Genomic DNA, 25,968 nt, shown 5'->3' with positions numbered 1-25,968 from the left:
GGCTCAGACGCCTGCTTTGTTTTGATGCGCGTTTTGGCGTGATGCTCTTGGGACACGTTTGCGCGGCTGTCCAGTGCCCGCACGAAGCGCACGGGGCTTGGCTTCAGATCGCGAAAATACGGTTGGTGGAGACTTCGATGAGTTCCTTATTCGAGCAGACAGATGCGCCAGCCGGACTGGCGCTTGTCACCAGCGGGCAAAGGCATGTCGGCGTGCTGGCCGCAGCCGCCAGTGGCCTGTGCGGCTTTATCGAGAAGCAAGGCGGAGACCCCGAGCGGGTCCTTGGAGTGTCGGGCATTGATGCGCAATTGCTGCAGCATCCGACGCTAAGCCTGGCGCTGCCCAACTACTGCCAAGTACTGGAAGAGGCGGTGCGCCAATCGGGCTGCGACAACTTCGGTCTGTACTATGGCCAGCAGTTCAAGCCGCAGGCTTTGGGGTTATTGGGCTATATCGGGCTATGTTCGGCAACCGTCGAGCAGGCGCTGATCAACTTCGCCCGCGCCTTCCCACTGCACCAGCGCAACAGCCTGATCCGCCTGGTCGATGAGGGGGACTGCTATCGCTTCGACTATCAGGTCCGTCACGGCGCCATCCTCTGGCGGCGACAGGATGCAGAGCTAACGCTGGGCATGGCCCGCAACCTGATCCGTCACGTGCTCGGCAACCAATGGGCGCCACGGGCGGTGCACTTCGAACACCCGCGCCCTGCGGATTGGCACGAGCACAGCAAGGTCTTCGATGCGCCGGTCTACTTCGAGCAACCGTACAACTCGCTGCTGATCCCCAAGGTCGGCCTGAACCGTGCCATGCCGGACAGCGATCCGATGCTGCTGATGGTCATGCAGGATTCCCTGCGCCAGCTCAGCCTGGCGGGCCGCGATGAGCCTGACGTCGTCGATGATGCACGCGCACATATTCGCCAGCGCCTGGTGCTGGGCGAGCCGGGGTTGGAGGATATCGCCGAGCAGATCGGCATGACCAGTTGGTCGCTACAGCGCCGATTACGCGAGCAGGGACTGACTTTCTCTGCGCTGGTGGACAAACAGCGCCAGGAACTGGCGACCTACTATATGCGCCAGCAGCAGCTGCCCATATCGGAGCTAGCCCCCTTGCTGGGCTATTCGGAAACCAGTGCCTTTTCCCGTGCGTTCCGCCGATGGTTCGGCGTAAGCCCCCGCCAGTGGCGCCAGCACAGCGACCTGGTCAATACCAGGCAGCACTAACTATGTGTGGTTTTTGAATCGGAGTACAAGAATGATACATCCATCGTCGATAAGGGTCGTGCAGGGGGGGGGCGGTCCAGCGTAAGCCTCTAAAGCGGGGTCTCCCGGTCCACATAAAACCAGACCTCCCCATCTTTTCCGAGCTCGACGTGCCCGTCCAGGGCCAGCGGAAGCCAGCCCTTTGCGCCCCTGTTCGGCTTCGCGTCGGGGTCGACTGCCACCGGTACGAGCGCACGCGGCATGCGCTCACCTGCCAGAAGCATGTCGACGTGCCCTTGCCAGCGGGTATGCCCAGGCCTGGGGTTCTGAACTGCCTCCGTCAGGTTGTAATGCTCGCCATTCGTGCGTAACGGGTAGCGGGCATAAGCACCTCCAGCATCCCGTTGCCATTGATGGTCCCACGCATCGAATGCGATTGCGTGACCCAGGTCATGTGACCAGGCCGAGCGCGACGCATGTGTGTGCAAGGCAAGTCTTTCAAGAACATGCTTTCGCCGCCAAAGCGCGTTGTCCTTCTTCATCGCATTGCCCTCCAGGGCTGCGGCATAGGGGCCGGGCGGAATGAGCGCGACGTACTCCGTCGCACCGCTACGCGACTCTAGCCCTAATGGATCGCCGCAGCTAAACCATGTCGCAGTCGAACGCCGTTTCACCTATCACGCTGGCGCACGAAACCCTAGCGGTCGTTGTGCGCTGGATGTATGCGCTGCTGCTGGACATGGGCGGCTGTGCCGAGTTCGTTACCGGCGAGGGATTCAGGGACAATGACATTGCGGAGTGCCTCGGAGTGCTTGCGCTCTGAGGAAGAGGACGGCCAGCCTGTCATGCGCCGCCGCGCTCGCAGAAACGGCGACGAGGCAAATACAAGCTTATAGGCGCGCCTTACTCCAGCTTCGCGAAGAACGCCGGACTCATCTAAAGCGGTTTCCCGAACTGGTGGCAACCCTGCGGTTCCTGCGCATACCGACCTTTCCTGGCCCAGCTAAGACGCTCTACGCGCCCACTGATTTCAGAGGCGATTTCGAAAATGGGTAATTCTGGTCAGGCGCTTCAGAAATGCGGCTCAAGCCCGCGGTTTTACTGGGCTTGCTTGCTTACCTTAAGAGGTACTTCGTCCAAAAGGAGAATACCAAAATTACCCAACTTCGCTGGGTCAAGATAAAACGCGGTGAGTAGCGGCGGGAGGCGGCGCTCAGTGCCGCACGCTTGTTATCACTGGGAACACGCTGGGAACAAATACACCCACTTTTGCCTTGGCCCAGATACGCGAAAGCCCCGGAATCCGGGGCTTTCAGCGTGTTACATGGTGCGGACGGAGAGACTCGAACTCTCACACCTTGCGGCGCCAGAACCTAAATCTGGTGTGTCTACCAATTTCACCACGTCCGCAAACAGGGCTTAAACGAAAACGCCAGGCAGCGCCTGGCGTTCTCTGGAATATGGGGTGGACGAAGGGGATCGAACCCTCGACACCAGGAGCCACAATCCTGTGCTCTACCAACTGAGCTACGCCCACCATATTGCATTTGCTTGTGCCAGAGCCCGAAATGGCGCACCCGGCAGGACTCGAACCTGCGACCATCCGCTTAGAAGGCGGATGCTCTATCCAACTGAGCTACGGGCGCTTTATCTGCATTCTGTTCGGAGCGCAGACTTTAAAGCTCCGGCTCTAGAAGAAGTCACCTTCTTCGAAAGCCATCTTACCCAGCAGCAGGCTGTGCTCGACAAGCGGGGCGAATGTTATAGAGGCTCCAAACACTCGTCAACAGCAATTTCAAAAAAAATTTCAGTTAGATAAAGGAGTTACAGGTGCCGGTAGCCGCTTCGCCTTTGCCACATCGCCGCGACATGCGAGAATACGCGCCCTTTCCAAGTCCTCTCCTAATGGTTAACCAAGCGTCATGACCGCAAAACTGATCGACGGTAAAACGATTGCTGCCAACATTCGCCAACAGATCTCCGGTCGTGTTGCCGAACGTCGCGCCCAAGGGCTCCGCGCACCCGGCCTCGCCGTGATTCTGGTGGGCAGCGACCCAGCCTCCCAAGTTTACGTAGCGCACAAGCGCAAGGATTGTGAGGAGGTAGGCTTCAACTCCGTGGCCCATGACCTTCCGAGCGATACCCGTCAGGAGGATTTGCTGGCGCTGATCGATCAGCTCAACGACGACGCTTCCATCGACGGCATTCTCGTTCAGCTGCCACTGCCCAAGCATCTTGATGCGTCGCAGCTGCTAGAACGCATCCGCCCGGACAAGGACGTGGACGGTTTCCATCCCTACAACGTCGGCCGTCTCGTTCAGCGCATGCCTCTGCTGCGCCCATGCACGCCGAAGGGGATCATCACGCTGCTGGAGAGCACCGGCGTGGATCTGCATGGTCTAGATGCGGTCGTCGTGGGCGCATCCAACATTGTCGGTCGTCCGATGGCGCTGGAGCTGCTCTTGGCTGGGTGCACCACCACCGTGACCCATCGCTTCACCCGCAATCTCGAAGAGCACGTCCGTCGTGCCGATCTGGTGGTGGTGGCAACGGGCATCACCGGCTTGGTGAAGGGCGAGTGGATCAAGCCTGGCGCGATCGTCATCGACGTAGGCATCAATCGCCAGGCCGACGGCCGCCTGCTGGGTGATGTGGAGTTCGGGCCAGCCAGCAAACGCGCTGCCTGGATTACTCCGGTCCCGGGTGGCGTAGGTCCCATGACTCGCGCCTGCCTGCTGGAAAACACCCTGCACGCTGCCGAGCATCTACACAACTAACCCCGGACACTGAAACAAAAACGGCACCTTTCGGTGCCGTTTTTTTGCCTCTTTATTCAGCCAGCCGCCAGGTCGTTCCGCCTTTGCCATCCTCCAGCACCACCCCCATCGCGGTGAGCTGTTCACGGATACGATCGGATTCGGCCCAGTTCTTTTCAGCTCGAGCCGTGAGGCGCGCAGCGATCAACGCCTCGACCTCGGTGGCATCGACCTTGCCCGCCCCACCAGCCTGCAGGAAGGCTTCAGGCTCAAGCTGCAGCACGCCCAATACACCAGCCAATTCCTTGAGGCGCGCAGCCAGCGCCGCAGCTGCGGCCAGATCAGACTCACGCAGACGGTTCACCTCACGGATCATCTCGAACAGCACCGCGCAGGCTTCCGGCGAGTTGAAGTCGTCGTCCATCGCCACGCCGAAGCGCGCGATGAACTCGTCGCCGCCGCCCGGCGTCGCCTCAGGCAGGCCCTTGAGGCCGTTGTAGAAGCGCTCCAGGGCGCCCTTGGCTTCGCGCAAGCTGTCTTCGGAGTAGTTGATTGGGCTGCGATAGTGGCTGGAAACCAGCAGATAGCGCACCACCTCAGGATGGTACTTTTCCAGCACTTCCCGAATGGTGAAGAAGTTGCCCAGGCTCTTGGACATCTTCTCGCCATCGACGCGCACAGCGCCGGCGTGCATCCAGGCATTGGCGTACTGCTTGCCGGTAGCCGCTTCGCTCTGCGCGATCTCGTTCTCGTGGTGCGGGAACACCAGATCCGGACCACCGCCATGAATGTCGAAGGTCTCGCCTAGGCAGCAGGTCGACATCACCGAGCATTCGATATGCCAGCCCGGACGACCGGCACCCCAGGGCGAATCCCAGCTCGGTTCACCTGGCTTGGCGCCCTTCCACAGCACGAAATCCAGTGGATCTTCCTTGGCCTCATCGACCTCGATGCGCGCGCCGATCTTAAGGTCCTCGATCTTGCGCCGCGACAGCTTGCCGTAACCGACGAACTTGCCGACCCGGTAATAGACATCACCATTGCCCGGCGCATAGGCGAAGCCCTTGTCGATGAGCGTCTGGATCATCGTATGCATGCCGGCGATATGGTCAGTCGCACGTGGCTCGATATCCGGACGCAGTACGTTGAGGCGAGTTTCGTCCTCGTGCATGGCGGCGATCATTCTCTCGACCAGCGCCTGGAACGGCTCGCCGTTTTCGCTGGCACGGCGGATGATCTTGTCGTCGATGTCGGTGATGTTACGCACGTAGGTCACGTCGTAGCCGCGGTGGCGCAGCCAACGGGTGACCACGTCGAACGCGACCATCACCCGTGCATGACCGATGTGGCAGAAGTCATAGACCGTCATGCCACAGACGTACATACGCACCTTGTTGCCTTCCAGCGGGTGGAAGGCTTCCTTGGTCTTGCTCAGGGTGTTGTAGATCGACAACGCCATCATTGGCCCCAGGAGTCACGCAACGTGACGGTGCGGTTGAACACGGGCGCGCCGGGCCTGCTGTCCTTCATGTCGGCGCAGAAATAGCCTTCGCGCTCAAACTGTAACCGTTCTTCAGGCTCGGCACTGGCCAGCGACGGCTCGGCACGGCAACCCTTGAGCACCACCAGCGACTCCGGATTGATGTTGTCGAGGAAGCTACCGCCCTCCTCGTCCTTTTCCGGATTGGCCGAACGAAACAGCCGATCGTACAAACGCACTTCGCACTCGACGCTCTCGGCTGCTGGCACCCAGTGGATCACGCCCTTGACCTTGCGCCCCTCCGGATTCTTGCCGAGAGTGTTCTCGTCATAGGAGCAGCGCAGCTCGATGATATTGCCCTGATCATCCTTCACGGCTTCATCGGCACGGATCACGTAGCTGCCGCGCAGGCGGACTTCGCCACCCGGAATCAACCGCTTGAACCCAGCCGGCGGGACTTCCTCGAAGTCGCCGGCGTCGATGTAGATTTCCCGGCTGAATGGCAGCATCCGCACACCCATGTCCTGCTTGGGATGGCGAGGCAGCTCGAGGTTTTCGACCTGGTCTTCCGGGTAGTTGGTAATCACCACCTTGAGAGGCTTGAGCACGCACATTGCACGGGCTGCATTGGCATCAAGATCTTCGCGGATGGCGAACTCCAGCATGCCGATGTCGACGACGCCCCCCGCGCGATTCACGCCGATCATGTCGCAGAAATTACGGATCGACGCCGGGGTGTAACCGCGACGACGAAAGCCCGAAAGCGTCGACATGCGTGGATCGTCCCAGCCACTCACATGCTTCTCATCGACCAGCTGCTTGAGCTTGCGCTTGCTGGTGATGGTGTAGTTCAGATTGAGGCGCGCGAATTCGTACTGACGCGGCTGCGCTGGCACCGGCAGGTTGGCCAGGAACCACTCGTACAACGGACGGTGATCCTCGAACTCCAGTGTGCAGATCGAATGCGTGATGCCCTCAATGGCATCCGACTGCCCGTGAGTGAAATCGTAGCTGGGGTAGATGCACCACTTGTCGCCGGTCTGATGGTGGTGAGCATGACGAATGCGATAGAGGATCGGATCGCGCAGGTTCATGTTGGGCGAAGCCATGTCGATCTTCGCCCGCAGTGCACGGGCACCATCCGGGAATTCGCCGGCTTTCATGCGCGCGAACAGATCGAGGTTTTCTTCGACGGAGCGCTCGCGGAACGGGCTGTTCTTGCCCGGTTCGGTCAGGCTGCCGCGGTACTCACGCGCTTGATCGGGAGTCAGATCACAAACGTAAGCCTTGCCTGCCTTGATCAGGTGAATCGCCCACTCGTGCAGCTGATCGAAATAATTGGAGGCATAGCGCTCCTCGCCCGCCCACTGGAACCCCAGCCACTCGACGTCGCTCTTGATCGCGTCGATGTATTCCTGATCTTCCTTGGCCGGGTTGGTGTCATCGAAGCGCAGGTTGCACTCACCACCGAACTCCTTCGCCAGGCCGAAATTCAGGCAGATCGATTTAGCGTGGCCGATATGCAGGTAGCCATTGGGCTCGGGCGGGAAGCGGGTGACGATCTTGGCGTGCTTGCCGGAGTCCAGGTCGGCCTGGACGATCGGGCGGAGAAAGTTGCTAGCGGCGGGAGTCTCGGGCTTGCTCATGATGTCCTTAACGATCAGCGAGTGCGGCTCAGGGTAGGCCGGCCAAATCAAAGCGCTTATCATAGCGGACCCGTCAACCCCCTGACAGAGCAATGCGCCCCGGCGGCACGGCTATCGGTGGTTGGCGACACTCGGTAACGACGACCTTGCAGCGGCCTGTCCCGCACCATCAATAACGGAACCTCATCCCGATGATCAAACTGCACACCAACTACGGCGTCATCACCGTCAACCTGTTCGAAGACAAGGCTCCGGAAACCACTGCCAACTTCAAGGAATACGTGAAGAGCGGCCACTACGACGGCACCATTTTCCATCGCGTGATCAGCAACTTCATGATCCAGGGCGGCGGCTTCGAGTCCGGCATGAAGCAGAAGCCCACCCGCGCGCCAATCAAGAACGAGGCCAACAACGGCCTTTCGAACAAAATCGGCACCCTGGCGATGGCCCGCACGATGGAGCCGCACTCTGCCTCTGCGCAGTTCTTCATCAACGTGAAGGACAACGATTTCCTCGACCACAGCGCGCCCACCGTGCAGGGTTGGGGTTACACCGTATTCGGTGAAGTGACCGAGGGCATGAACGTCGTCGAGAAGATCAAGGCGGTGGCGACCACCATGAAGTCCGGTCATCAAGACGTTCCAGTTGAAGACGTAGTGATCGAGAAGGCTGAGATCGTCGAGTAAAGCCGAGTGATCCTGCTGATCTCGGATCTGCATCTGGAAGAGGAACGCCCGGACATTACCCGGGCGTTTCTGCATTTCCTCGCCACACGCGCCCGTCAGGCCGAAGCGCTGTACATCCTCGGCGATTTCTTCGAAGTCTGGATCGGTGATGATGCGATGACGCCCTTCCAGCGTTCGATCGCCGACGCATTGCGAGCATTGAGCGAGGGCGGCACGCGTATTTATCTGATGCACGGCAATCGCGACTTCATGCTGGGCAAGGGCTTCTGCCGCGCGGCGGGCTGTACGCTGCTACGCGACCCTAGCGTGGTCGAACTCCGTGGCGAACGCGTGCTATTGATGCATGGCGACAGTCTATGCACCCGTGATGAAGGCTATATGCGTCTGCGCCGCGTACTGCGCAATCCGCTCAGCCTGCTCATCCTGCGCAACCTGCCGCTGTCCACCCGCAAAAAACTGGCGCGCAAGCTGCGCAGCGAGAGTCGCACGCAAACACGCATGAAAGCCGCGGACATCATTGATGTCACCCCGGAACTGATCCCTCGCGTGCTCGCCGAGCATGGGGTGCGGACACTGATCCATGGGCACACCCATCGCCCCGCGACACATCAACTGGAAGTCGACGGCCACCCGGGGCGGCGTATCGTGCTCGGCGACTGGGACCAGCAAGGCTGGGCTTTACAGGTCGATGAGAACGGCTTTCAACAGGCCCCGTTCGATCTGAACTAAGCCGCCAGCGGCACGCCGCTGTGAAAGCGAAACTCGGCGTCAGGGCTTTCGATCAGCTCGCGCTCGCGTTCACGCACCCGGATGATCGTCGCATCCACATCCGCTGCTTCGCCGTACTGATACGCCAGCTTCAGGTAATCCTGAAAATGCCGCGCCTCGGACTTGAGCAGCCCGTGGTAGAACTTGCCCAGCTCCTCATCCAGATGCGGAACCAGCATGGCGAAACGCTCGCAGGAGCGCGCCTCGATAAAGGCACCGATCACCAACGTATCGGTCAGGCGGTACGGCTCATGATTGCGCACAAGCTCGCGCAATCCGGCCGCATAGCGTGACGAGCCGACGTTGCGCAGCGTTATTTCGCGCCGACGAATAATGGCAAGCACCTGCTCGAAATGGCGCAGCTCTTCCCGCGCCAGACGCGACATCTTGTTTTGCAGATCGGGCCTGTCGATGTAGCGGAACATCAGCTGGAAGGCTGCTCCTGCCGCTTTCTTCTCACAGTTGCCATGGTCGATCAGCATCACATCCTGATTCTGCAGTGCAGCATCCACCCAAGCTGCGGGCGTGGCGCAACCGAGAAATTCATTCAGATCAGGAAGCATGTCGAACCTTGCATATTCAGGAACAAAATAACCGGGCGGTCACATGGCACCGCCCGACGCCGGGCGGGCATTATTACGAATGCCGCGCGGAGCAGCCAGCCTTGCTTGATATACATCACGGTTGGCATCGCAGGCTTGTCTATAGTTGACCAACTCGCATCAGGAAATGGAGCCGATCATGCAAGCCATTCGCTGCATCCTCGTGGTAATTGATCCAAACCAGCCACAAGCGCTGGCGTTGAAACGGGCACGACTGATTTCTACCGTCAGCCAATCCCGCCTGCATCTGCTGGTTTGCGACACCAAGCGCGATCACAGCGCCCATCTGGCAACACTGCGCGAACAGCTGGAGAGCGACGGCCACCAGGTCACCACGCAGCAGGCGTGGCATGAAAGCGTGCATCAGACCATCATCACCGTGCAGCAGGCAGAAGGCTGCGGCCTGGTGGCCAAGCAACACGTGCCGGACAATCCCTTGAAGCGCGCCCTGCTCACCCCTGAGGATTGGAAGCTGCTGCGCTACTGCCCGTGCCCGGTATTGATGGTGAAAACAGACAACCCTTGGACCGGCGGCAACATTCTTGCGGCAGTAGACGTAGGCAACTCCGACCTTGAGCACCGCACCCTGCATGCAACTATCGTCAATCATGGCTTTGAAATCGCCAGCTTGGCCGATGGCAAGCTGCACGTAATCAGCGCACACCCGTCTGCAATGCTCTCCGCGGCCGATCCGGCTTTCCAGCTGAAGGAAACCATCGAGGCGAGATACCGCGACGCGTGCAAGCAGTTCCAGGAGGAATTTCATATCCCGGACGCTCAACTGCACGTCGAGGAAGGCCCCGCCGATGCGCTAATCCCTAGGGTTTGCCATCAGCTGAAAGCTGTCGTGACCGTCATTGGCACCGTGGCACGCACCGGCTTCTCCGGGGCATTGATGGGTAACACCGCCGAGGTGGTACTCGACACGCTGGAAAGCGACGTACTGGTCCTGAAGCCCAACGACATCATCGACCACCTCGAGGACCTGGTTCGTCACTGAGCCTGCGGTACGAAAGCCTCGGACGAGGCTTTCGCCGTCAAACTCTGAGATCCAGACCTTCCAGCAGGAAGTGTGGCGCGATGTAGCGCTGATAGTGCGCCTCGGATAACAGGAAGAACTCCCGGTCGATGGCGTCGCGCAAATCTGGCAGCGGCCAGTCACGAAACTCCGGCAACAACACGACCCCATATGCATCGAGCTGCTGAATGACCCGAGCGCCACGGGCAATCAGCTGATAGGCCCAGCAGTAATGCGACTGCTCCACTACGAAACGGATTTGCCGCGTCTCCAGCTGTTGGCGCAGGAGTTGCGCATCGAACACTTCGAGCTTGGCAGCCATCACTTGCGCCAGAAGAATCTCCAGCCGGCGCCATACTGCTCGCTTTTCCTGTTCGTCATAGGCGTTCCAATTAACGACCTCATGATGAAAGCGCTTACATCCACGGCAGACGACATCGCCGTATACCGTCGAGCAAAGGCCAATGCAGGGAGTCTTGATGCGCTGAGTAGACATGAGCGGAGCAGATTGGAGAGCGGTCGGGCATCTTAGACTTTTGTCCTACCAGGGTCACCCATGTTTGCCGCTCGAATAGGCTGCACCCGACCGCAGGCCGCGGCCTGCCTGCTTTTGGAGCACGCTATTGCGTACCCCTCATAAGCGTGAGGCATCAGCCGCTGTGGGCGCTCGACTTAACTTTGCGGGCCATTTCCAGTAGACTCGGCCCGCCGTTTTTGGCGCCACATTCCATACGAAGCTGTTTTCAAAGCGTCACGAGCACAGTTGACCCGGCTGCATGCCGGATGCGCAGAACTGCCTGTACCCTGCCCATCCGGCTTCGCCCGCCCGGCGTAAAACTTTGAAAACAGCTTCCGGATGCGCGTCCCGAAACACCCGTGGGACCAATGATGAGGGTAAAAACTGTGCTTGAAGCCTATCGCAAACACGTAGAAGAGCGTGCCGCCCAGGGCGTCGTGCCCCAGCCGCTGAACGCCGAGCAAACCGCAGGCCTGGTTGAGCTGCTGAAGAATCCGCCAGCCGGCGAAGAAGAATTCCTCGTTGACCTGATCACCAACCGCGTCCCCGCTGGCGTCGACGAAGCCGCCTACGTCAAGGCCGGCTTCCTGTCCGCCCTGGCCAAAGGTGAAACCTCCTCGCCATTGCTGAGCAAGCAGCGCGCTGTCGAACTGCTGGGCACCATGCAGGGCGGCTACAACATCGCCACTATGGTTGAGCTGCTGGATAATGCCGAATTGGCCGCTGTTGCAGCCGAGCAACTGAAGCACACCCTGCTGATGTTCGACGCTTTCCACGACGTGGCCGAAAAAGCCAAGGCCGGCAACGAGCACGCCAAAGGCGTCATGCAATCCTGGGCCGAAGGCGAGTGGTTCACCAACCGTCCAGCTGTTGCCGAGAAGGTCTCCCTCTCCGTATTTAAGGTAACCGGCGAAACCAATACCGACGACCTGTCGCCCGCTCCCGATGCCTGGTCGCGTCCCGACATCCCACTGCATGCATTGGCCATGCTGAAAATGGCCCGAGACGGCATCAACCCGGACGTGCCGGGCTCCGTCGGTCCGATCAAGCAGATGGAAGAACTGAAAGCCAAGGGCTTCCCGGTTGCTTACGTCGGTGACGTGGTTGGTACTGGCTCATCGCGCAAATCCGCTACCAACTCCGTGCTGTGGTTCTTCGGTGACGACATTCCGAACGTCCCGAACAAGCGTGCTGGCGGCTTCTGTTTCGGCACCAAGATCGCTCCGATCTTCTACAACACGATGGAAGATGCTGGCGCCCTGCCGATCGAGTTCGATTGCAGCAACCTGGGCATGGGCGACGTGATCGACGTTTACCCCTACGCTGGCAAGGTTTGCAAGCACGGTACTGATGAAGTCATCACTACTTTTGAACTGAAGACCGAAGTGCTGCTGGACGAAGTCCGCGCTGGCGGCCGTATTCCGCTGATCATCGGCCGTGGCCTGACCGAGAAGGCACGCGCTGAACTGGGCTTGGCTCCGTCTACCCTGTTCAAGAAGCCGGAAGCACCGACCGATAGCGGCAAGGGCTTTACCCTTGCACAGAAAATGGTTGGTCGCGCCTGCGGTCTGCCGGAAGGCAAAGGCGTCCGTCCGGGCACCTACTGCGAGCCGAAGATGACCACCGTCGGTTCTCAGGACACCACTGGCCCGATGACCCGCGACGAACTGAAAGACCTGGCTTGCCTGGGCTTCTCGGCTGACCTGGTCATGCAGTCGTTCTGCCACACCGCCGCCTACCCGAAGCCGATCGACGTCAATACCCACCACACCCTGCCGGACTTCATCATGAACCGCAGTGGCGTTTCCCTGCGCCCAGGTGACGGCATTATCCACAGCTGGCTGAACCGCATGCTGCTGCCCGATACCGTTGGTACCGGCGGTGACTCTCACACCCGCTTCCCGATCGGCATCTCGTTCCCGGCCGGCTCTGGTCTGGTCGCATTTGCTGCTGCCACCGGCGTTATGCCGCTGGACATGCCGGAATCGGTGCTGGTGCGCTTCAAAGGCCAGATGCAACCGGGTATTACCCTGCGCGACCTGGTTCATGCCATCCCCTACTACGCCATTCAGCAAGGTCTGCTGACTGTCGAGAAGAAAGGCAAGAAGAACATCTTCTCCGGCCGCATCCTCGAGATCGAAGGCCTCAACCAGCTGACCGTCGAGCAAGCGTTCGAACTGTCCGACGCCTCCGCCGAGCGTTCAGCTGCCGGTTGCACCATCAAGCTGCCGGAAGACTCGATTGCCGAGTACCTCCGCTCCAACATCACCATGCTGCGCTGGATGATCAGCGAGGGCTATGGCGATGCGCGCACTCTGGAGCGTCGTGCTCAAGCGATGGAAGCCTGGATCGCTGATCCGAAGCTGCTCGAAGCCGACAAGGACGCCGAATACGCTGCCGTGATCGAGATCGACCTGTCCGAAGTCAAAGAGCCCGTGCTCTGCGCTCCAAACGATCCGGATGATGCTCGCCTGCTGTCCACCGTAGCTGGCGAGAAGATCGACGAGGTCTTCATCGGCTCCTGCATGACCAACATTGGTCACTTCCGCGCTGCCGGCAAGTTGCTGGACAAGGTCAAGGGCGGCATCCCGACTCGCCTGTGGCTGGCTCCGCCTACCAAGATGGATGCCCACCAGCTGACCGAAGAAGGCTACTACGGCATCTACGGCAAGGCTGGCGCGCGCATGGAAATGCCGGGTTGCTCGCTGTGCATGGGTAACCAGGCTCGCGTGCAAACCGGTTCCACCGTGGTCTCTACCTCCACTCGTAACTTCCCGAACCGTCTGGGTGATGCCACCAACGTATACCTGGCTTCGGCCGAGCTGGCGGCAGTAGCGTCCATCACCGGCAAACTGCCGACCGTCGAGGAGTATATGGAGTACGCGAAGAACATCGACAGCATGGCTGCCGACATCTATCGCTACCTGTCTTTCGATCAGATCGCTGAATTCCGCGACGCTGCGGAGAAGGCAAAGATCAAGGTCGTCGAAGTCTGATGACGCGGTAAGGCAATCAGAAAACCCCGCTTCGGCGGGGTTTTTTATGCGCGACTTTCCTTCGACCTTGCCTTTAACCTGTTGCCAGCGCGACCGCTAATAGCCAAGCACCGCCACGCGTGCTATCGGCCGGACAGCCTTTCATTACAGCACCGCAGCAGCAAGCCATCATCGCGCTGAAGGACAGCCACACACCTATTACTTTTCTGCGGACAAAGAAAAGCCCGGGCTAGCCGGGCTCTTCTCGGTGTAGCTAACTCAGATTACTGAACCTGAGCTTCTACTTCGGCTTCAACGCGACGGTTGATCTGACGACCTTCCTCGGTAGCGTTATCGGCAACCGGACGGGACTCACCGTAACCTACGGAGTTCACGCGACCACCTTCAACACCGTACTCGTTGACCAGAACGTTGCGGACTGCTTCGGCACGACGCTCGGACAGACGCTGGTTATACTGATCGGTACCGACGGAGTCAGTGTGACCTTCAACGGTAGTGTTGGTCTGCGGGTACTGCTGCATGAAGTCAGCGAGGTTTTTGATGTCGCTGTAGCTTTCTTCACGAACGCGGGATTTGTCGAAGTCGAACTTGACATCCAGCTCAACACGCACCAGCTCCGGGGCGGGTTCCGGCTCAGTGTCGACGATCGGAGCCGGGGCCGGCTCTGGAGTCGGCTCGACTGCCGCAACCTGACGAGCACCGCCGCCGAAGTTCAGACCAACGCCGACGCCAGCCATCCACTCGCCTTCGTCTGCATCAATGTTGTACATGCCATCAACGCTAGCCTTGGCGAAGAAGTTCTCGGTGAAGTAGTACTTCAGACCGGTACCAACGTTTGCGAAGGTGCTGCGATCACGGCCGCCACGGTCAGCCTGGCCGATGCTCTGGTGAGCTACGCCAGCGGAAACGTAAGGACGCAGACCCACACCCGGAGCACCGAAGTGGTAGGCAGCATCAAGGGAAGTCAGGCTGCCCTTGATTTTCTTGTGGCCGCCACCATCAACCGGATCCTTGGAGGTCAGGTCGTGATATTCGCCATAGGAGAGACCCAACGAAACGTCGTCGGTCAGGAAGTAGCTGACGCCAGCGCCGTAGAGCTCGCCGTCACGCTGAACATCACGCGAGCTATCGGTGAAGTAATGCTTACCGAACGCTTCCACCTCTACGGCACCCTGTCCTTGGGCCAGCGCGCTAAAAGAAGTGGCGGCAACCATCGAACCGATAACGACGCCTAAGGTGTTTTTAAGTTTCATCCGTAAATCCCCATCTGGTGGTTGGAATCAGAACAATCTAAGGAAACCGGCTGTCTGTATGCCCAAGCTGTTCGCAAGGTATAAGACAAGTTTCCTAGATTAAGTTTCAGTTTGATCGGAAAAATTTTCCCGCAGCTTATCCAGTGCCCGCTTGTAGCGCATCTTCGTAGCGCTCAAACCCATGTGCATGATATCTGCGATTTCTTGGAACTCAAGTTCAGCAACAAAACGCAACACCAGTATCTCCCGATCGATCGGATTCACATGCACGAGCCACCGGTCGAGCCCAGTCTTCTCCTCGATTCTCGGCGCCTTCTCGTCGGATGCCTCTTCAAGCGGGTCGAGGCTGAGTGCGTCAAGCAAACGCCGCTTACGGCGCTCTTTGCGATATTGAGTAATACATTCGTTATAAGTGATGCTGTATAGCCAGGTTTTGAATTTAGATTTGCCTTCAAAGTTCTTTAAGCCATAAAGAACCTTGAGCATGACCTCCTGACATACATCATCGGCGTCTCGCTCGTTTCCCAAATAGCGTGAGCATACGTTGAACAGTGTACGCTGATATCGACGCATGAGTTCTTCATAAGCGCGCGTTATATGAAATAGCTCGACATGGGCGTGCTGCACCAGCTCTTCATCGGTGAGCTGGCGAGGGTCGTAGCGCGAAATGGACGATGAGGTTTTAGTCAAGACGCTTCGAGCCGGCAGTCAAAATCACGGCCGCCATTTATGGAAACCGGAAAAAAGGCGTCGTACTTTACCAGAAACGCGCGCTTAACGGCTGCCAACGCGCTGCTCGAGCAGCACTTTGTTGGCCACCGAAGTCAGCTCTCCGTCATCGGTAAGCAGCAGTGTTTTGACTGTTCCGATCTCCTCGATCTGCCCTTCGACATCCTCCAGCCGCACTCGCTGCCCTACTTCGTAAAGCTCTCGAACATAAATCCCTGCCAGGATTTGTGCCACAAGCTCACGGCTGCCGAGACCGAAGGCCAGCGCCACGGCCAGACCAACAGTAATGAGCACGATGGCAATGACGTAGTTGAGTAGCTCGGTCTTGACCTCAAGCTGACCAATTGCGACGGAGATGCTGATGATGATCACCAGCCCCTGCGCCATGCGCGCAAGACCGTTGGCGTAGTCGAGTCCAACCCCTTCTGCCGCGCCGCGAACGAGGCCACTTAGCAACTGAGCCAGCAAGACACCGGCCAGCAGAATCAGCGCGGCGCCAAAGACCTTGGGCACATAAAGCGCCAACATATCGAGCGTTGCAGACACTCGCTCCAGCCCCAGCGATTCAGCGGCCGATACCAGAAATATCAGTAGAACGAACCAGTAGACGACCTTACCAATCAGCGCGGAGACGGGAATGCGTATTCCAGCCCGGCTCAACAACTTGGTCAGACCGGTGCCCGCCATCAGGCGATCCAGACCCACTTTGGCCAACACTTTGGACAGCAACGTATCGAGTAACTTGGCCACAATAAAACCGAGCAGAACGACGACCAATGCGCCGAACAATCTCGGAATGAAGGCCGCGACAGAAGCCCAGAGCGAGCTCATCGCCGAAAGAAGACTTTGGGTCCAGGGATTGAATTCCATGATCAATCAGCCTTATCGAACGAACGAATGGGATCTTCGCGGCGAGAGACCGGGGCGAGGTGCCGCGAACCGCTGTTTATGGCAATCATCAATGCTTCCAGCCAGTGCCCAATCAGGGAGAACAGGTCGCCAGCGCCCACTTGGCGGTTGGCAGTCTTGAGAACGCGACCCAGACAAGCGTCATCGTCATGGACAGAGGGCTTGTTGAGCAGGTCGCGCAGGGATTCTTCAAAGGGATCGCGCATGCAAACCTCGCTAAAGTATGTCGGCTAGACGGTCTATGCCCCGGTGTAAGTCACATTCAGAGCCAACGCATACGGCGCAGAATCCACCACTGCAGCAACGCAATACCGCCGATCAGCAAGCAAGCCACGACAAAACCGTAAGGGAATTCGGAGCCAGGGATACCTCCGACGTTTATTCCAAGCAGCCCTGTCAGGAAACTCAGCGGCAGAAAAAAGCCGGTGATGATAGCAAGTAGATACATCGTACGATTCATCCGCTCGTTGAGCCTGCGGTGCTCCGACTCAAGTACCAGATTGACTCGTTCTCGAACCATGTCGAGCTCTTCCAGATAGCGGATCAGCCGGTTGCTGAGCTCATTCCAGTACTCTGTGTCGTCGTCCGCGAACCAGCTCAACCGATTGCGGGTCAGCTGCCCGTACAGCTCGCGTTGAGGCTGCAGAAAGCGTCGCAGACTCGCTGCCTGTCGCCGCAGGGATAGCAACAAGTGGTGCTCGGGGGCATACCGCTCATTCGCATCGATCTCCTCCTCTTCCGCATCAATGCGCTCGGCCAGTTGCGTGACAAAATCATCGACACGATCAGTCATGGCTTCGGCTAGAAACAACAGGAGCTCAGAAGCAGATTTAGGCCCCCTGCCTTCCAACAGCTGATGGATCACTACTTCCGTGGAGCGTAATGGCCTGAGCCGCAGAGAGATAACTCGCTGTCGATCAGCGAATACGCGCACGGACACCATATCCTCTGGCTCGGCCTCAGGATTCAGGTTTACCCCGCGAAGAAACAGCAGCAGCTCTTCCTGTGGCAAGGCCAGCATGCGCGGCCGCGTATTTTCTTCGAGCAACACATCACAAGCGAAAGCACTCAGGCCACTTTGTGTTCGCAGCCAATCCTGTGCGTGCGGCTGGCTACGATCCCAGTGCAGCCAAAGGCTTTCGTCACCAGCAAGCCGCAAGCTCGTCAGGCCGCCATAGCTGATTTGCCGGGCTCCACCGCTGCCGTCAAGGACGAAAGCGTGGATAAGGCCACGCTGCTCGCTTTCAGTTTCCTGCATCAATCTGTTCCGTCGTAGCCCATAAAAAGCCCGGCATGGCCGGGCTCAGAAGAATGACAAGGCATCCGTCAATTGCAGCCTGCATCACTCCGGCATGCTGAGAGGCTCGGGAGAGACAATGATGCCGTTGTTATCGGCATACACATATTCACCAGGACGGAACGTCACGCCACAAAACGTGACTGGAACATTGAGATCACCGATGCCGCGCTTGTCGGTTTTCATCGGATGACTGGCTAGTGCCTGAACGCCAAGGTCTGTCTGCGCAAGGACATCGACATCTCGCACACAACCATAGATGACCAGGCCTTCCCAGCCGTTGCGTGCCGCTTTCTCTGCAAGCATGTCGCCCAGCAACGCGCGACGTAGCGAACCGCCACCATCGACCACCAACACCTTGCCGGTTCCATCGACATCGACCTGGTCCTTGACCAGTGAATTATCTTCAAAGCACTTGATAGTCACGATCTCTCCACCGAAGGAGTCGCGGCCACCGAAGTTGCTGAACAACGGTTCGACAACCTGCACCAGGTCCGGGTAGGCATCGCACAGATCAGGCGTGACGTATTGCATGGGAAGCTCCTTCTGCTTGGAAATTACGGGCGAACGTCCAGTCTTAAAGCCATTGGCGCGACATCTTAGCCGCTACGCGTAAACCACGAAAACGGGATTGCCGAGCCGACGATGATTAAGCACCAACGAAAACGGGGCTTGCGCCCCGTTTTGCCACAGCCTGAACCGTCAGATCTCGCGGTCAGCCAGGAAGAACCAGGTATCGAGAACCGAGTCCGGGTTCAGGGACACGCTTTCAATGCCCTGCTCCATCAGCCACTTGGCCAGATCCGGGTGATCCGATGGGCCTTGCCCGCAGATGCCAATGTATTTGCCGGCCTTGTTGCATGCTTGGATGGCATTAGCCAGCAACTTCTTCACCGCCGGATTACGCTCGTCGAACAAGTGGGCGATGATACCGGAGTCACGGTCCAGGCCTAGCGTCAGCTGGGTCATGTCATTCGAGCCGATGGAGAAACCATCGAAGAATTCCAAGAACTCATCGGCCAACAGGGCGTTGGACGGCAGCTCGCACATCATGATGATGCGCAGACCATTCTCGCCGCGCTTGAGACCGAATTGGCCAAGAATGTCGATGACCTGCGACGCCTCGCCCAGGGTGCGGACGAATGGCACCATAAGTTCGACGTTCGTAAGGCCCATCACATCGCGTACCTTGCGCATCGCACGGCACTCGAGCTCGAAGCAGTCACGGAAGGAATCGCTGATGTAGCGCGATGCACCGCGGAAGCCCAGCATCGGGTTCTCTTCTTCCGGCTCGTACAGCTTGCCACCGATCAGATTGGCGTATTCGTTGGACTTGAAGTCCGACAGGCGCACGATGACCTTTTTCGGCCAGAAGGCAGCGGCCAGGGTACTGACGCCCTCAACCAGCTTCTCGACATAGAAGTTGACCGGATCGTCATAACCGGCAATGCGCTTCTCGACGCTGCTCTTCACATCGGCGGGCAGGCCGTCGAAGTTCAATAGCGCCTTGGGGTGCACGCCGATCATGCGGTTGATGATGAATTCGAGGCGGGCCAGCCCGACACCCTCGTTCGGCAGGTGCGCAAAGTCGAAGGCGCGGTCCGGGTTGCCGACGTTCATCATGATCTTGAACGGCAGCTCCGGCATGGCGTCGATGGAGTTCTGGCGGATATCGAAGCCCAGCTCACCATCGAAGATCAGGCCGGTATCGCCTTCAGCACAGGAAACGGTCACACGCTGGCCGTCCTTCAACAGATCGGTGGCATTACCACAGCCTACGACCGCCGGGATTCCCAGTTCACGGGCGATGATCGCCGCATGACAGGTACGCCCGCCACGGTTGGTGACGATGGCGCTGGCACGCTTCATCACCGGTTCCCAATCCGGGTCGGTCATGTCGGAAACCAGCACGTCGCCCGGCTGGACCTTGTCCATCTCGCTGACGTCATGGATGACCTTGACGGGGCCGGCGCCAATACGCTGACCGATGGCACGGCCTTCGACGAGGACAGTACCCTTCTCCTTCAGGAGGTAGCGCTCCATCACGTTGGCGCTGCTGCGGCTTTTTACGGTTTCCGGACGCGCCTGAACGATATACAGCTTATTGTCATCGCCATCTTTGGCCCACTCGATGTCCATCGGACGGCCGTAGTGCTTCTCGATGGTCATGGCTTGTCTGGCCAGATTGCTCACTTCTTCGTCGGTTAGACAGAAGCGCACGCGGTCTGCCTGGTCGACGTCGACGGTCTTGACCGACTTACCGGCGCTTGCTTCCGCGCCGTAGATCATCTTGATCGCCTTGCTTCCCAGATTACGACGCAGGATGGCGGGACGACCGGCCTCCAGCGTTTGCTTGTGGACATAGAACTCGTCCGGATTCACTGCACCCTGCACAACAGTCTCACCCAGACCATACGCACCGGTGATGAACACCACGTCGCGGAAGCCGGATTCAGTGTCCAGAGTGAACATGACACCGGCAGTGCCAGTTTCGGAGCGGACCATGCGCTGCACGCCAGCAGAGAGCGCGACCAGCTTGTGGTCGAAGCCTTGGTGCACGCGGTAGGCGATTGCGCGATCGTTGAACAGAGAAGCGAATACTTCCTTGGTAGCGCGGATTACATTGTCCACGCCGCGAATGTTCAGGAAGGTTTCTTGCTGACCGGCGAAAGATGCGTCCGGCAGATCTTCAGCGGTGGCCGAGGAACGAACCGCAACGGCCATATTGTCATTGCCACCGGACATTTCCGCGAACGCAGTGCGAATGTCCGCATCCAGTTTTGGCGGGAATTGAGCATCCATGACCCAGCCGCGAATCTGCGAGCCGGCTTTGGCGAGGGCATTGACGTCATCCACGTCCAGCGCATCGAGAAGCGCATGGATCTGCTCATTGAGACCGCTGAGCTCCATGAAATCACGATAGGCCTGTGCCGTAGTGGCGAAACCGCCAGGCACCGATACACCCGCGCCTGCGAGGTTGCTGATCATCTCGCCGAGGGAGGCGTTCTTGCCCCCTACACGCTCAACGTCATGATTGCCGAGCTTATCGAGGGAAACTACGTACTCTACCAAGGTGATCTCTCCACATTAGTGTTGGAAACTCAACCGGAGCCTGGCCGTACTACTGTGGCCCGACCCTGCAAAATAAGTAACAATGCCCGCCAACCGGGCTCGGCGAAGGGCCTACTATAGCTGGGAACCGTTCTCGACTTAAGGCCCAAGGCACATGAAACGAACTGCATTCTTCATTTCTGACGGCACAGGCATCACCGCGGAAACTCTGGGCCATAGTCTTCTGGCACAGTTCGAGAACATCACCTTCACGAAACTAACCCGCCCGTACATAGACACTGCGGAAAAAGCGCGGGCCATGGTACAGCAAATCAATAATGCCGCGGAAAAGGACGGGGGGCGGCCGATCATCTTCGACACCCTGGTGAACCAGGAAATCCGTGACATTCTGGCCGAATCCAATGGCTTCATGATCGACATCTTCTCTTCCTTCCTTGCTCCGCTGGAACATGAGCTGATGTCACGTTCCTCGTATTCCGTTGGTAAATCACACTCTATCAGCCATAACTCCAACTACATGGAGCGTATCGAGGCGGTCAACTTCGCCCTCGATAACGACGATGGCGCCCGTACCCGCTACTACGACAAGGCTGACCTTATCCTCGTTGGCGTTTCCCGCTGCGGTAAAACACCGACCTGCTTGTATATGGCGATGCAGTACGGCATTCGCGCTGCCAATTACCCGCTGACCGAAGATGATATGGAGCGCTTGCAGCTTCCCAGCGTTCTCAAGGAGTACAAGGACAAGCTATTCGGCCTCACTATCGACCCCGATCGCCTGGCGGCCATTCGTCACGAGCGAAAACCCAACAGCCGCTACGCCAGCTTCGCCCAGTGCGAGTTCGAAGTCCGCGAGGTGGAAAGCCTGTTCCGCCGCGAGAACATCAACTACATCAACTCTACGCATTTCTCCGTCGAGGAGATCTCCGCCAAGATCCTGGTGGAAAAAGGCGTCGAACGTCGACTCAAATAACTGCCGCTTCGCTAGACAACAAAAAGTCCGCTTGGTGCGGACTTTTTGCGTTTTTCAGCCGGAAGAATTCGCTTTGCGGCAGATGAAGCACGTTAGAACACGTCGCCCGGCACACGTACCCAGCCTTCCATCAGCACGCGCGCGCTGCGACTCATGATCGCTTTGGTAACGGTCCATTGGCCGTCGATCTGCTTCGCCTCGGCACCGACTCGCAGCGTGCCGGACGGATGCCCAAAGCGCACAGCCTGGCGCGCGCCACCACCGGCGGCCAAATTGACCAACGTACCGGGTACTGCCGCCGCGGTGCCGATGGCCACCGCACAGGTGCCCATCATGGCGTGGTGCAGCTTGCCCATGGACAGCGCCCGGACTAGCAAATCGACCTCACCTGCCTCAATGTTCTTGCCGGAAGACGCACGGTAGCTTTTCGGCTGGGAAACGAACGCAACCTTCGGCGTGTGCTGACGGGTCAGCGCCTCTTCAGCGTTCTTGATCAAACCCATGCGCAGCGCCCCGGCTACGCGGATCGCCTCCAGCCGCGCCAGCGCCTCGGGATTGCCGTTGATGTCCTCACGCAGCTCAGTGCCCTGGTAGCCGATATCCTCGGCATTGACGAACACAGTTGGAATTCCCGCACTGATCATGGTCGCCTTGAGCGTACCGATGCCTGGGACCTCCAGCTCATCGACCAGGTTGCCGGTTGGGAACATCGAACCGCCCTCCTCGCCGTCATCCGACGGATCGAGGAACTCCAGCACGATCTCGGCAGCCGGAAAGGTCACGCCGTCCAGCTCGAAATCGCCGGTTTCCTGCACTTGGCCGTCGGTGACCGGTACGTGGGCGATGATGGTTTTACCGATGTTGGCCTGCCAGATCCGCACTACACAGGTACCGTTCTGCGGAATACGCTCGGCATCCACCAGGCCTGCATGCAGCGCAAAGGCACCGGCACCAGTCGAAAGGTTGCCGCAGTTACCGCTCCAGTCGACGAAGGGCTTGTCGATGGAAACTTGGCCATAGAGGTATTCGACGTCGTGATCCGGCCGACTGCTCTTCGAAAGGATGACGCATTTGCTGGTACTGGACGTGGCGCCACCCATGCCGTCGATATGCGCGGAATACGGGTCGGGGCTGCCGATCACGCGCATGAACAGCTTGTCGCGTGCCGCGCCTGGCACCTGGCAGCTTTCCGGCAGGTCCTGCAACCGGAAGAACACCCCCTTGCTGGTGCCGCCGCGCATATAGGTCGCGGGAATTCTGACCTGTGATACATGAGCCATGGGAATCTCGCCCTCATGAAGCCACTGCTGCCTGGTGGCCGCAGCGCAGAAGAAAGATGCAAGCGCCGCCCCGCTTCGATACATGAGCCTGTATCGAAGCAGAGCGAGCGATTGGTAGTTACGCCTGTCCGAGGAAGTCCTTGGCGAAACGCTGCAGCACGCCGCCGGCCTGGTAGACGCTGACTTCGGCCGCAGTGTCGAGACGGCAGGTGACCGGCACGCGAGTTTCTTCACCGCTCTTGTGGTGAATGACCAGGGTCAGATCGCAGCGCGGCGACAGCTCGCCTTCAATGTCGAAGGTTTCGGTGCCATCCAGACCAAGGGTCAGGCGGGTGGTGCCCGGCTTGAACTCGACCGGCAGTACGCCCATGCCGACCAGGTTAGTGCGGTGGATACGCTCGAAGCCTTCGGCGACGATCACCTCCACACCGGCCAGGCGCACGCCCTTGGCTGCCCAGTCACGCGATGATCCCTGGCCGTAGTCGGCACCTGCCACGATGATCAGGTTCTGCTTGCGCGTCATGTAGGTTTCGATCGCTTCCCACATACGCATAACCTGGCCTTCCGGCTCGACGCGTGCCAAGGACCCCTTCTGCACCTTGCCATCGACGACAGCCATCTCGTTGACCAGCTGCGGGTTGGCAAAGGTCGCGCGCTGGGCGGTCAGGTGATCGCCGCGGTGGGTAGCGTAGGAATTGAAGTCTTCCTCCGGCAGGCCCATCTTCGCCAGGTACTCGCCGGCTGCCGAGTCCAGCAGGATGGCGTTGGATGGGGACAGGTGATCGGTGGTGATGTTGTCGGGCAGGATCGCCAACGGACGCATGCCTTTCAGTGTGCGCTCGCCAGCCAACGCGCCTTCCCAGTACGGCGGACGGCGGATATAAGTGGATGTCGGCCGCCAGTCGTACAGCGGGCTTTCGGCCTCCTCAATGGTGCCCAGATCGAACATCGGGATGTAAATCTGCTTGAACTGCTCCGGCTTCACCGAAGCGGCCACGATAGCGTCAATTTCTTCGTCGGATGGCCATAGATCTTTCAACGTAACCGGGTTGCCATGCTGGTCGGTGCCCAACACGTCCTGCTCGATATCGAAGCGCACGGTACCGGCGATAGCGTAAGCAACCACCAGCGGCGGCGAGGCCAAGAATGCTTGTTTAGCGTACGGATGGATCCGCCCATCAAAGTTACGATTGCCGGACAACACTGCCGTGGCGTACAGGTCTCGCTCGATGATTTCTTTCTGGATCACCGGGTCCAGCGCGCCGGACATGCCATTACAGGTGGTGCAGGCGTAGGCAACGATGCCAAAACCGAGCTTCTCAAGTTCGCTAAGCAACCCAGCTTCTTCCAGATACAGCTTGGCGACCTTGGAACCCGGCGCGAACGACGTCTTGACCCAAGGCTTGCGCACCAGACCAAGATCATTGGCCTTCTTCGCCAGCAAACCGGCGGCGACCACGTTGCGTGGGTTCGAGGTGTTGGTGCAGCTGGTGATGGCCGCAATGATGACTGCGCCGTCCGGCAGCAGCCCTTCAGCCTCCTCGACACGTCCGGCCGCCAACTTGCCTTCGTCGGCGATGCCGCGCTCGTGCAGCGCCGAAGTCGGCAGGCGCTTGTGCGGGTTGGACGGGCCAGCCATGTTACGCACCACGCTGGACAGGTCGAATTCGAGCACGCGTTCGTATTCGGCGCCTTCCAGGGCCGTCGCCCAAAGGCCCGTTTCCTTGGCGTACTGCTCGACGAGCGCAACCTGCTCCGGCTCGCGACCGGTCAGCTTGAGGTAATCAATGGTCTGCTGATCGATGTAGAACATCGAAGCGGTAGCGCCGTATTCCGGGCACATGTTGGAGATGGTCGCGCGATCACCAATGGTCAGGCTGTCGGCGCCTTCGCCGAAGAACTCGACCCAGGCTCCGACCACACGCTCCTTACGCAAGAACTCGGTCAGCGCCAGCACGATATCGGTGGCGGTGATACCGGGCTGACGTTTGCCGGTCAGACGTACGCCGACGATGTCGGGCAGGCGCATCATCGACGGCAGACCGAGCATCACGGTTTCAGCTTCCAGGCCGCCGACGCCGATGGCGATGACACCCAGCGCATCAACGTGTGGCGTGTGCGAGTCGGTACCGACACAGGTATCCGGGAAGGCCACACCGCCGCGGGCCTGGATCACCGGCGACATTTTCTCCAGATTGATCTGGTGCATGATGCCGTTGCCGGCCGGGATCACGTCGACGTTCTTGAACGCGGTCTTGGTCCACTCGATGAAGTGGAAGCGGTCCTCGTTGCGGCGCTCCTCAACGGCGCGGTTCTTCTCGAACGCATCGGGATCGAAGCCTGCAAATTCAACCGCCAGGGAGTGGTCGACGATCAGCTGAGTCGGAACAACCGGGTTGACCTTCGCCGGGTCGCCGCCCTGCTCCGCTATCGCATCGCGCAGACCGGCGAGGTCGACCAGCGCGGTCTGGCCGAGGATGTCGTGGCAGACCACGCGCGCCGGATACCAGGGGAAGTCCAGATCGCGCTTGCGCTCGATGATCTGCTTCAGCGAATCGGTCAACGCTTCGGGCTCACAGCGACGCACCAGTTGTTCGGCCAGGACGCGGGAGGTATAGGGCAGCTTGTCGTAGGCACCCGGCTGGATGGCTTCGATCGCCTCACGGGTGTCGAAGTAGTCAAGCCCAGTGCCTGGCAGAGGTTTGCGGTGTTCTGTATTCATGCCGGAAGAACTCAATCCAATAATGTTCTGTGGGGCGAGGTTCGGGGAGCCCGGCGACG

The 25,968-nt window shown here is 59.1% G+C and carries 22 protein-coding genes and 3 tRNA genes; 8 read left to right on the top strand and 17 right to left on the bottom strand.

Translation table 11 applies throughout. The features are described from left to right. The first annotated feature begins 137 nt into the window (after positions 1 to 137). The gene (gene qhpR, locus AAEZ08_RS01225) at positions 138 to 1,226 is read left to right on the top strand and encodes an AraC-like transcriptional regulator QhpR (RefSeq protein ID WP_500123575.1); all 1,089 of its coding nucleotides are present in this window, start codon (positions 138 to 140) and stop codon (positions 1,224 to 1,226) included. Positions 1,227 to 1,315: 89 nt separating this feature from the next. Here qhpR and AAEZ08_RS01220 read toward each other — a convergent pair whose 3' ends face one another. Next, positions 1,316 to 1,747: a hypothetical protein gene (locus AAEZ08_RS01220; protein WP_500123574.1), complete on the bottom strand. Its 432-nt coding sequence runs from the start codon at positions 1,745 to 1,747 to the stop codon at positions 1,316 to 1,318. 107 nt (positions 1,748 to 1,854) lie between these two features. Between AAEZ08_RS01220 and AAEZ08_RS01215 the strand changes: the two genes are divergently transcribed. Further along, positions 1,855 to 2,028 (top strand): hypothetical protein, encoded by a 174-nt coding sequence (locus tag AAEZ08_RS01215; protein ID WP_157999789.1) that lies wholly within the window; start codon positions 1,855 to 1,857, stop codon positions 2,026 to 2,028. 502 nt (positions 2,029 to 2,530) lie between these two features. Here the strand turns inward: AAEZ08_RS01215 and AAEZ08_RS01210 are convergent. The 3 genes from AAEZ08_RS01210 to AAEZ08_RS01200 all read right to left on the bottom strand — a co-directional run bounded on the left by AAEZ08_RS01210 (position 2,531) and on the right by AAEZ08_RS01200 (position 2,851). Beyond that, a tRNA-Leu gene (locus AAEZ08_RS01210) sits at positions 2,531 to 2,615 on the bottom strand. 51 nt (positions 2,616 to 2,666) lie between these two features. Further along, a tRNA-His gene (locus tag AAEZ08_RS01205) sits at positions 2,667 to 2,742 on the bottom strand. 32 nt (positions 2,743 to 2,774) lie between these two features. Further along, positions 2,775 to 2,851 (bottom strand) — tRNA-Arg (locus AAEZ08_RS01200). A gap of 276 nt (positions 2,852 to 3,127) precedes the next feature. Here AAEZ08_RS01200 and folD point away from each other — a divergent pair. Further along, the gene (gene folD, locus AAEZ08_RS01195) at positions 3,128 to 3,982 is read left to right on the top strand and encodes a bifunctional methylenetetrahydrofolate dehydrogenase/methenyltetrahydrofolate cyclohydrolase FolD (RefSeq protein ID WP_003280799.1); all 855 of its coding nucleotides are present in this window, start codon (positions 3,128 to 3,130) and stop codon (positions 3,980 to 3,982) included. A 52-nt stretch (positions 3,983 to 4,034) separates the two neighbouring features. Here the strand turns inward: folD and cysS are convergent, their stop codons facing one another. Both cysS and AAEZ08_RS01185 read right to left on the bottom strand, forming a co-directional pair. After that, positions 4,035 to 5,420: a cysteine--tRNA ligase gene (cysS, locus tag AAEZ08_RS01190; RefSeq protein ID WP_003280798.1), complete on the bottom strand. Its 1,386-nt coding sequence runs from the start codon at positions 5,418 to 5,420 to the stop codon at positions 4,035 to 4,037. After that, positions 5,420 to 7,087: a glutamine--tRNA ligase/YqeY domain fusion protein gene (locus AAEZ08_RS01185; protein ID WP_500123573.1), complete on the bottom strand. Its 1,668-nt coding sequence runs from the start codon at positions 7,085 to 7,087 to the stop codon at positions 5,420 to 5,422. Before AAEZ08_RS01185 ends, cysS begins: the two co-directional genes overlap by 1 nt. Before the next feature lie 191 nt (positions 7,088 to 7,278). Here AAEZ08_RS01185 and AAEZ08_RS01180 point away from each other — a divergent pair, with 191 nt between their 5' ends. After that, entirely contained in the window at positions 7,279 to 7,773 is a 495-nt protein-coding gene (locus tag AAEZ08_RS01180; RefSeq protein ID WP_500123572.1) for a peptidylprolyl isomerase, read from the top strand. Positions 7,774 to 7,779: 6 nt separating this feature from the next. After that, positions 7,780 to 8,502 carry a UDP-2,3-diacylglucosamine diphosphatase gene (lpxH, locus tag AAEZ08_RS01175; RefSeq protein ID WP_500123571.1) on the top strand — a complete coding sequence of 241 codons (723 nt, stop codon included), beginning with the start codon at positions 7,780 to 7,782 and terminating at the stop codon, positions 8,500 to 8,502. Here lpxH and AAEZ08_RS01170 read toward each other — a convergent pair. Next, entirely contained in the window at positions 8,499 to 9,104 is a 606-nt protein-coding gene (locus AAEZ08_RS01170) for a MiaE family protein (RefSeq protein WP_102819678.1), read from the bottom strand. The genes lpxH and AAEZ08_RS01170 overlap by 4 nt on opposite strands. Positions 9,105 to 9,282: 178 nt before the next feature. On the opposite strand from AAEZ08_RS01170, the gene uspL reads away from it, so the two are divergent. After that, positions 9,283 to 10,143 (top strand): universal stress protein UspL, encoded by an 861-nt coding sequence (uspL, locus tag AAEZ08_RS01165; protein ID WP_003284274.1) that lies wholly within the window; start codon positions 9,283 to 9,285, stop codon positions 10,141 to 10,143. 37 nt (positions 10,144 to 10,180) lie between these two features. On the opposite strand, the gene AAEZ08_RS01160 is transcribed toward uspL, so the two are convergent. Then, entirely contained in the window at positions 10,181 to 10,657 is a 477-nt protein-coding gene (locus tag AAEZ08_RS01160) for a DUF1289 domain-containing protein (RefSeq protein WP_036991830.1), read from the bottom strand. A gap of 407 nt (positions 10,658 to 11,064) precedes the next feature. Here AAEZ08_RS01160 and acnB point away from each other — a divergent pair, with 407 nt between their 5' ends. Beyond that, positions 11,065 to 13,674, top strand: a complete 2,610-nt coding sequence (acnB, locus tag AAEZ08_RS01155) for a bifunctional aconitate hydratase 2/2-methylisocitrate dehydratase (RefSeq protein WP_058064569.1) — start codon at positions 11,065 to 11,067, stop codon at positions 13,672 to 13,674. 263 nt (positions 13,675 to 13,937) lie between these two features. Here acnB and AAEZ08_RS01150 read toward each other — a convergent pair whose 3' ends face one another. From AAEZ08_RS01150 to ppsA, 7 genes are all read right to left on the bottom strand, one after another. Next, positions 13,938 to 14,927, bottom strand: a complete 990-nt coding sequence (locus AAEZ08_RS01150) for an OmpA family protein (protein WP_058064568.1) — start codon at positions 14,925 to 14,927, stop codon at positions 13,938 to 13,940. Positions 14,928 to 15,026: 99 nt separating this feature from the next. Further along, positions 15,027 to 15,617, bottom strand: a complete 591-nt coding sequence (sigX, locus tag AAEZ08_RS01145; protein WP_102819679.1) for an RNA polymerase sigma factor SigX — start codon at positions 15,615 to 15,617, stop codon at positions 15,027 to 15,029. Between the two features lie 84 nt (positions 15,618 to 15,701). Further along, a complete protein-coding gene (locus tag AAEZ08_RS01140) occupies positions 15,702 to 16,526 on the bottom strand; it encodes a mechanosensitive ion channel family protein (protein WP_003284595.1) in 825 nt (274 codons plus the stop codon). Between the two features lie 2 nt (positions 16,527 to 16,528). Then, positions 16,529 to 16,771 (bottom strand): hypothetical protein, encoded by a 243-nt coding sequence (locus tag AAEZ08_RS01135; protein WP_003284594.1) that lies wholly within the window; start codon positions 16,769 to 16,771, stop codon positions 16,529 to 16,531. A gap of 56 nt (positions 16,772 to 16,827) precedes the next feature. Then, positions 16,828 to 17,823, bottom strand: a complete 996-nt coding sequence (cmaX, locus tag AAEZ08_RS01130) for a divalent cation transporter CmaX (protein ID WP_500123570.1) — start codon at positions 17,821 to 17,823, stop codon at positions 16,828 to 16,830. Positions 17,824 to 17,907: 84 nt separating this feature from the next. Then, entirely contained in the window at positions 17,908 to 18,396 is a 489-nt protein-coding gene (rraA, locus tag AAEZ08_RS01125) for a ribonuclease E activity regulator RraA (protein WP_003284590.1), read from the bottom strand. A 168-nt stretch (positions 18,397 to 18,564) separates the two neighbouring features. Then, positions 18,565 to 20,934 (bottom strand): phosphoenolpyruvate synthase, encoded by a 2,370-nt coding sequence (ppsA, locus tag AAEZ08_RS01120; RefSeq protein ID WP_003284588.1) that lies wholly within the window; start codon positions 20,932 to 20,934, stop codon positions 18,565 to 18,567. Positions 20,935 to 21,088: 154 nt separating this feature from the next. Between ppsA and ppsR the strand changes: the two genes are divergently transcribed. Further along, on the top strand, positions 21,089 to 21,907 hold the full coding sequence (gene ppsR, locus AAEZ08_RS01115) for a posphoenolpyruvate synthetase regulatory kinase/phosphorylase PpsR (RefSeq protein ID WP_003284586.1): 819 nt from the start codon (positions 21,089 to 21,091) through the stop codon (positions 21,905 to 21,907). A 92-nt stretch (positions 21,908 to 21,999) separates the two neighbouring features. Here the strand turns inward: ppsR and prpF are convergent, their stop codons facing one another. Then, the gene (gene prpF, locus AAEZ08_RS01110) at positions 22,000 to 23,187 is read right to left on the bottom strand and encodes a 2-methylaconitate cis-trans isomerase PrpF (protein ID WP_102819682.1); all 1,188 of its coding nucleotides are present in this window, start codon (positions 23,185 to 23,187) and stop codon (positions 22,000 to 22,002) included. A gap of 118 nt (positions 23,188 to 23,305) precedes the next feature. Continuing rightward, positions 23,306 to 25,909: a Fe/S-dependent 2-methylisocitrate dehydratase AcnD gene (acnD, locus tag AAEZ08_RS01105; protein ID WP_500123569.1), complete on the bottom strand. Its 2,604-nt coding sequence runs from the start codon at positions 25,907 to 25,909 to the stop codon at positions 23,306 to 23,308. Between the last annotated feature and the right edge of the window lie 59 nt (positions 25,910 to 25,968).

The organism is Pseudomonas sp. E45-MNA-CIBAN-0222 (assembly GCF_040310405.1).
GTDB lineage: Bacteria > Pseudomonadota > Gammaproteobacteria > Pseudomonadales > Pseudomonadaceae > Stutzerimonas > Stutzerimonas stutzeri_AC.
This window is presented reverse-complemented; position numbering and strand designations above follow the sequence as displayed.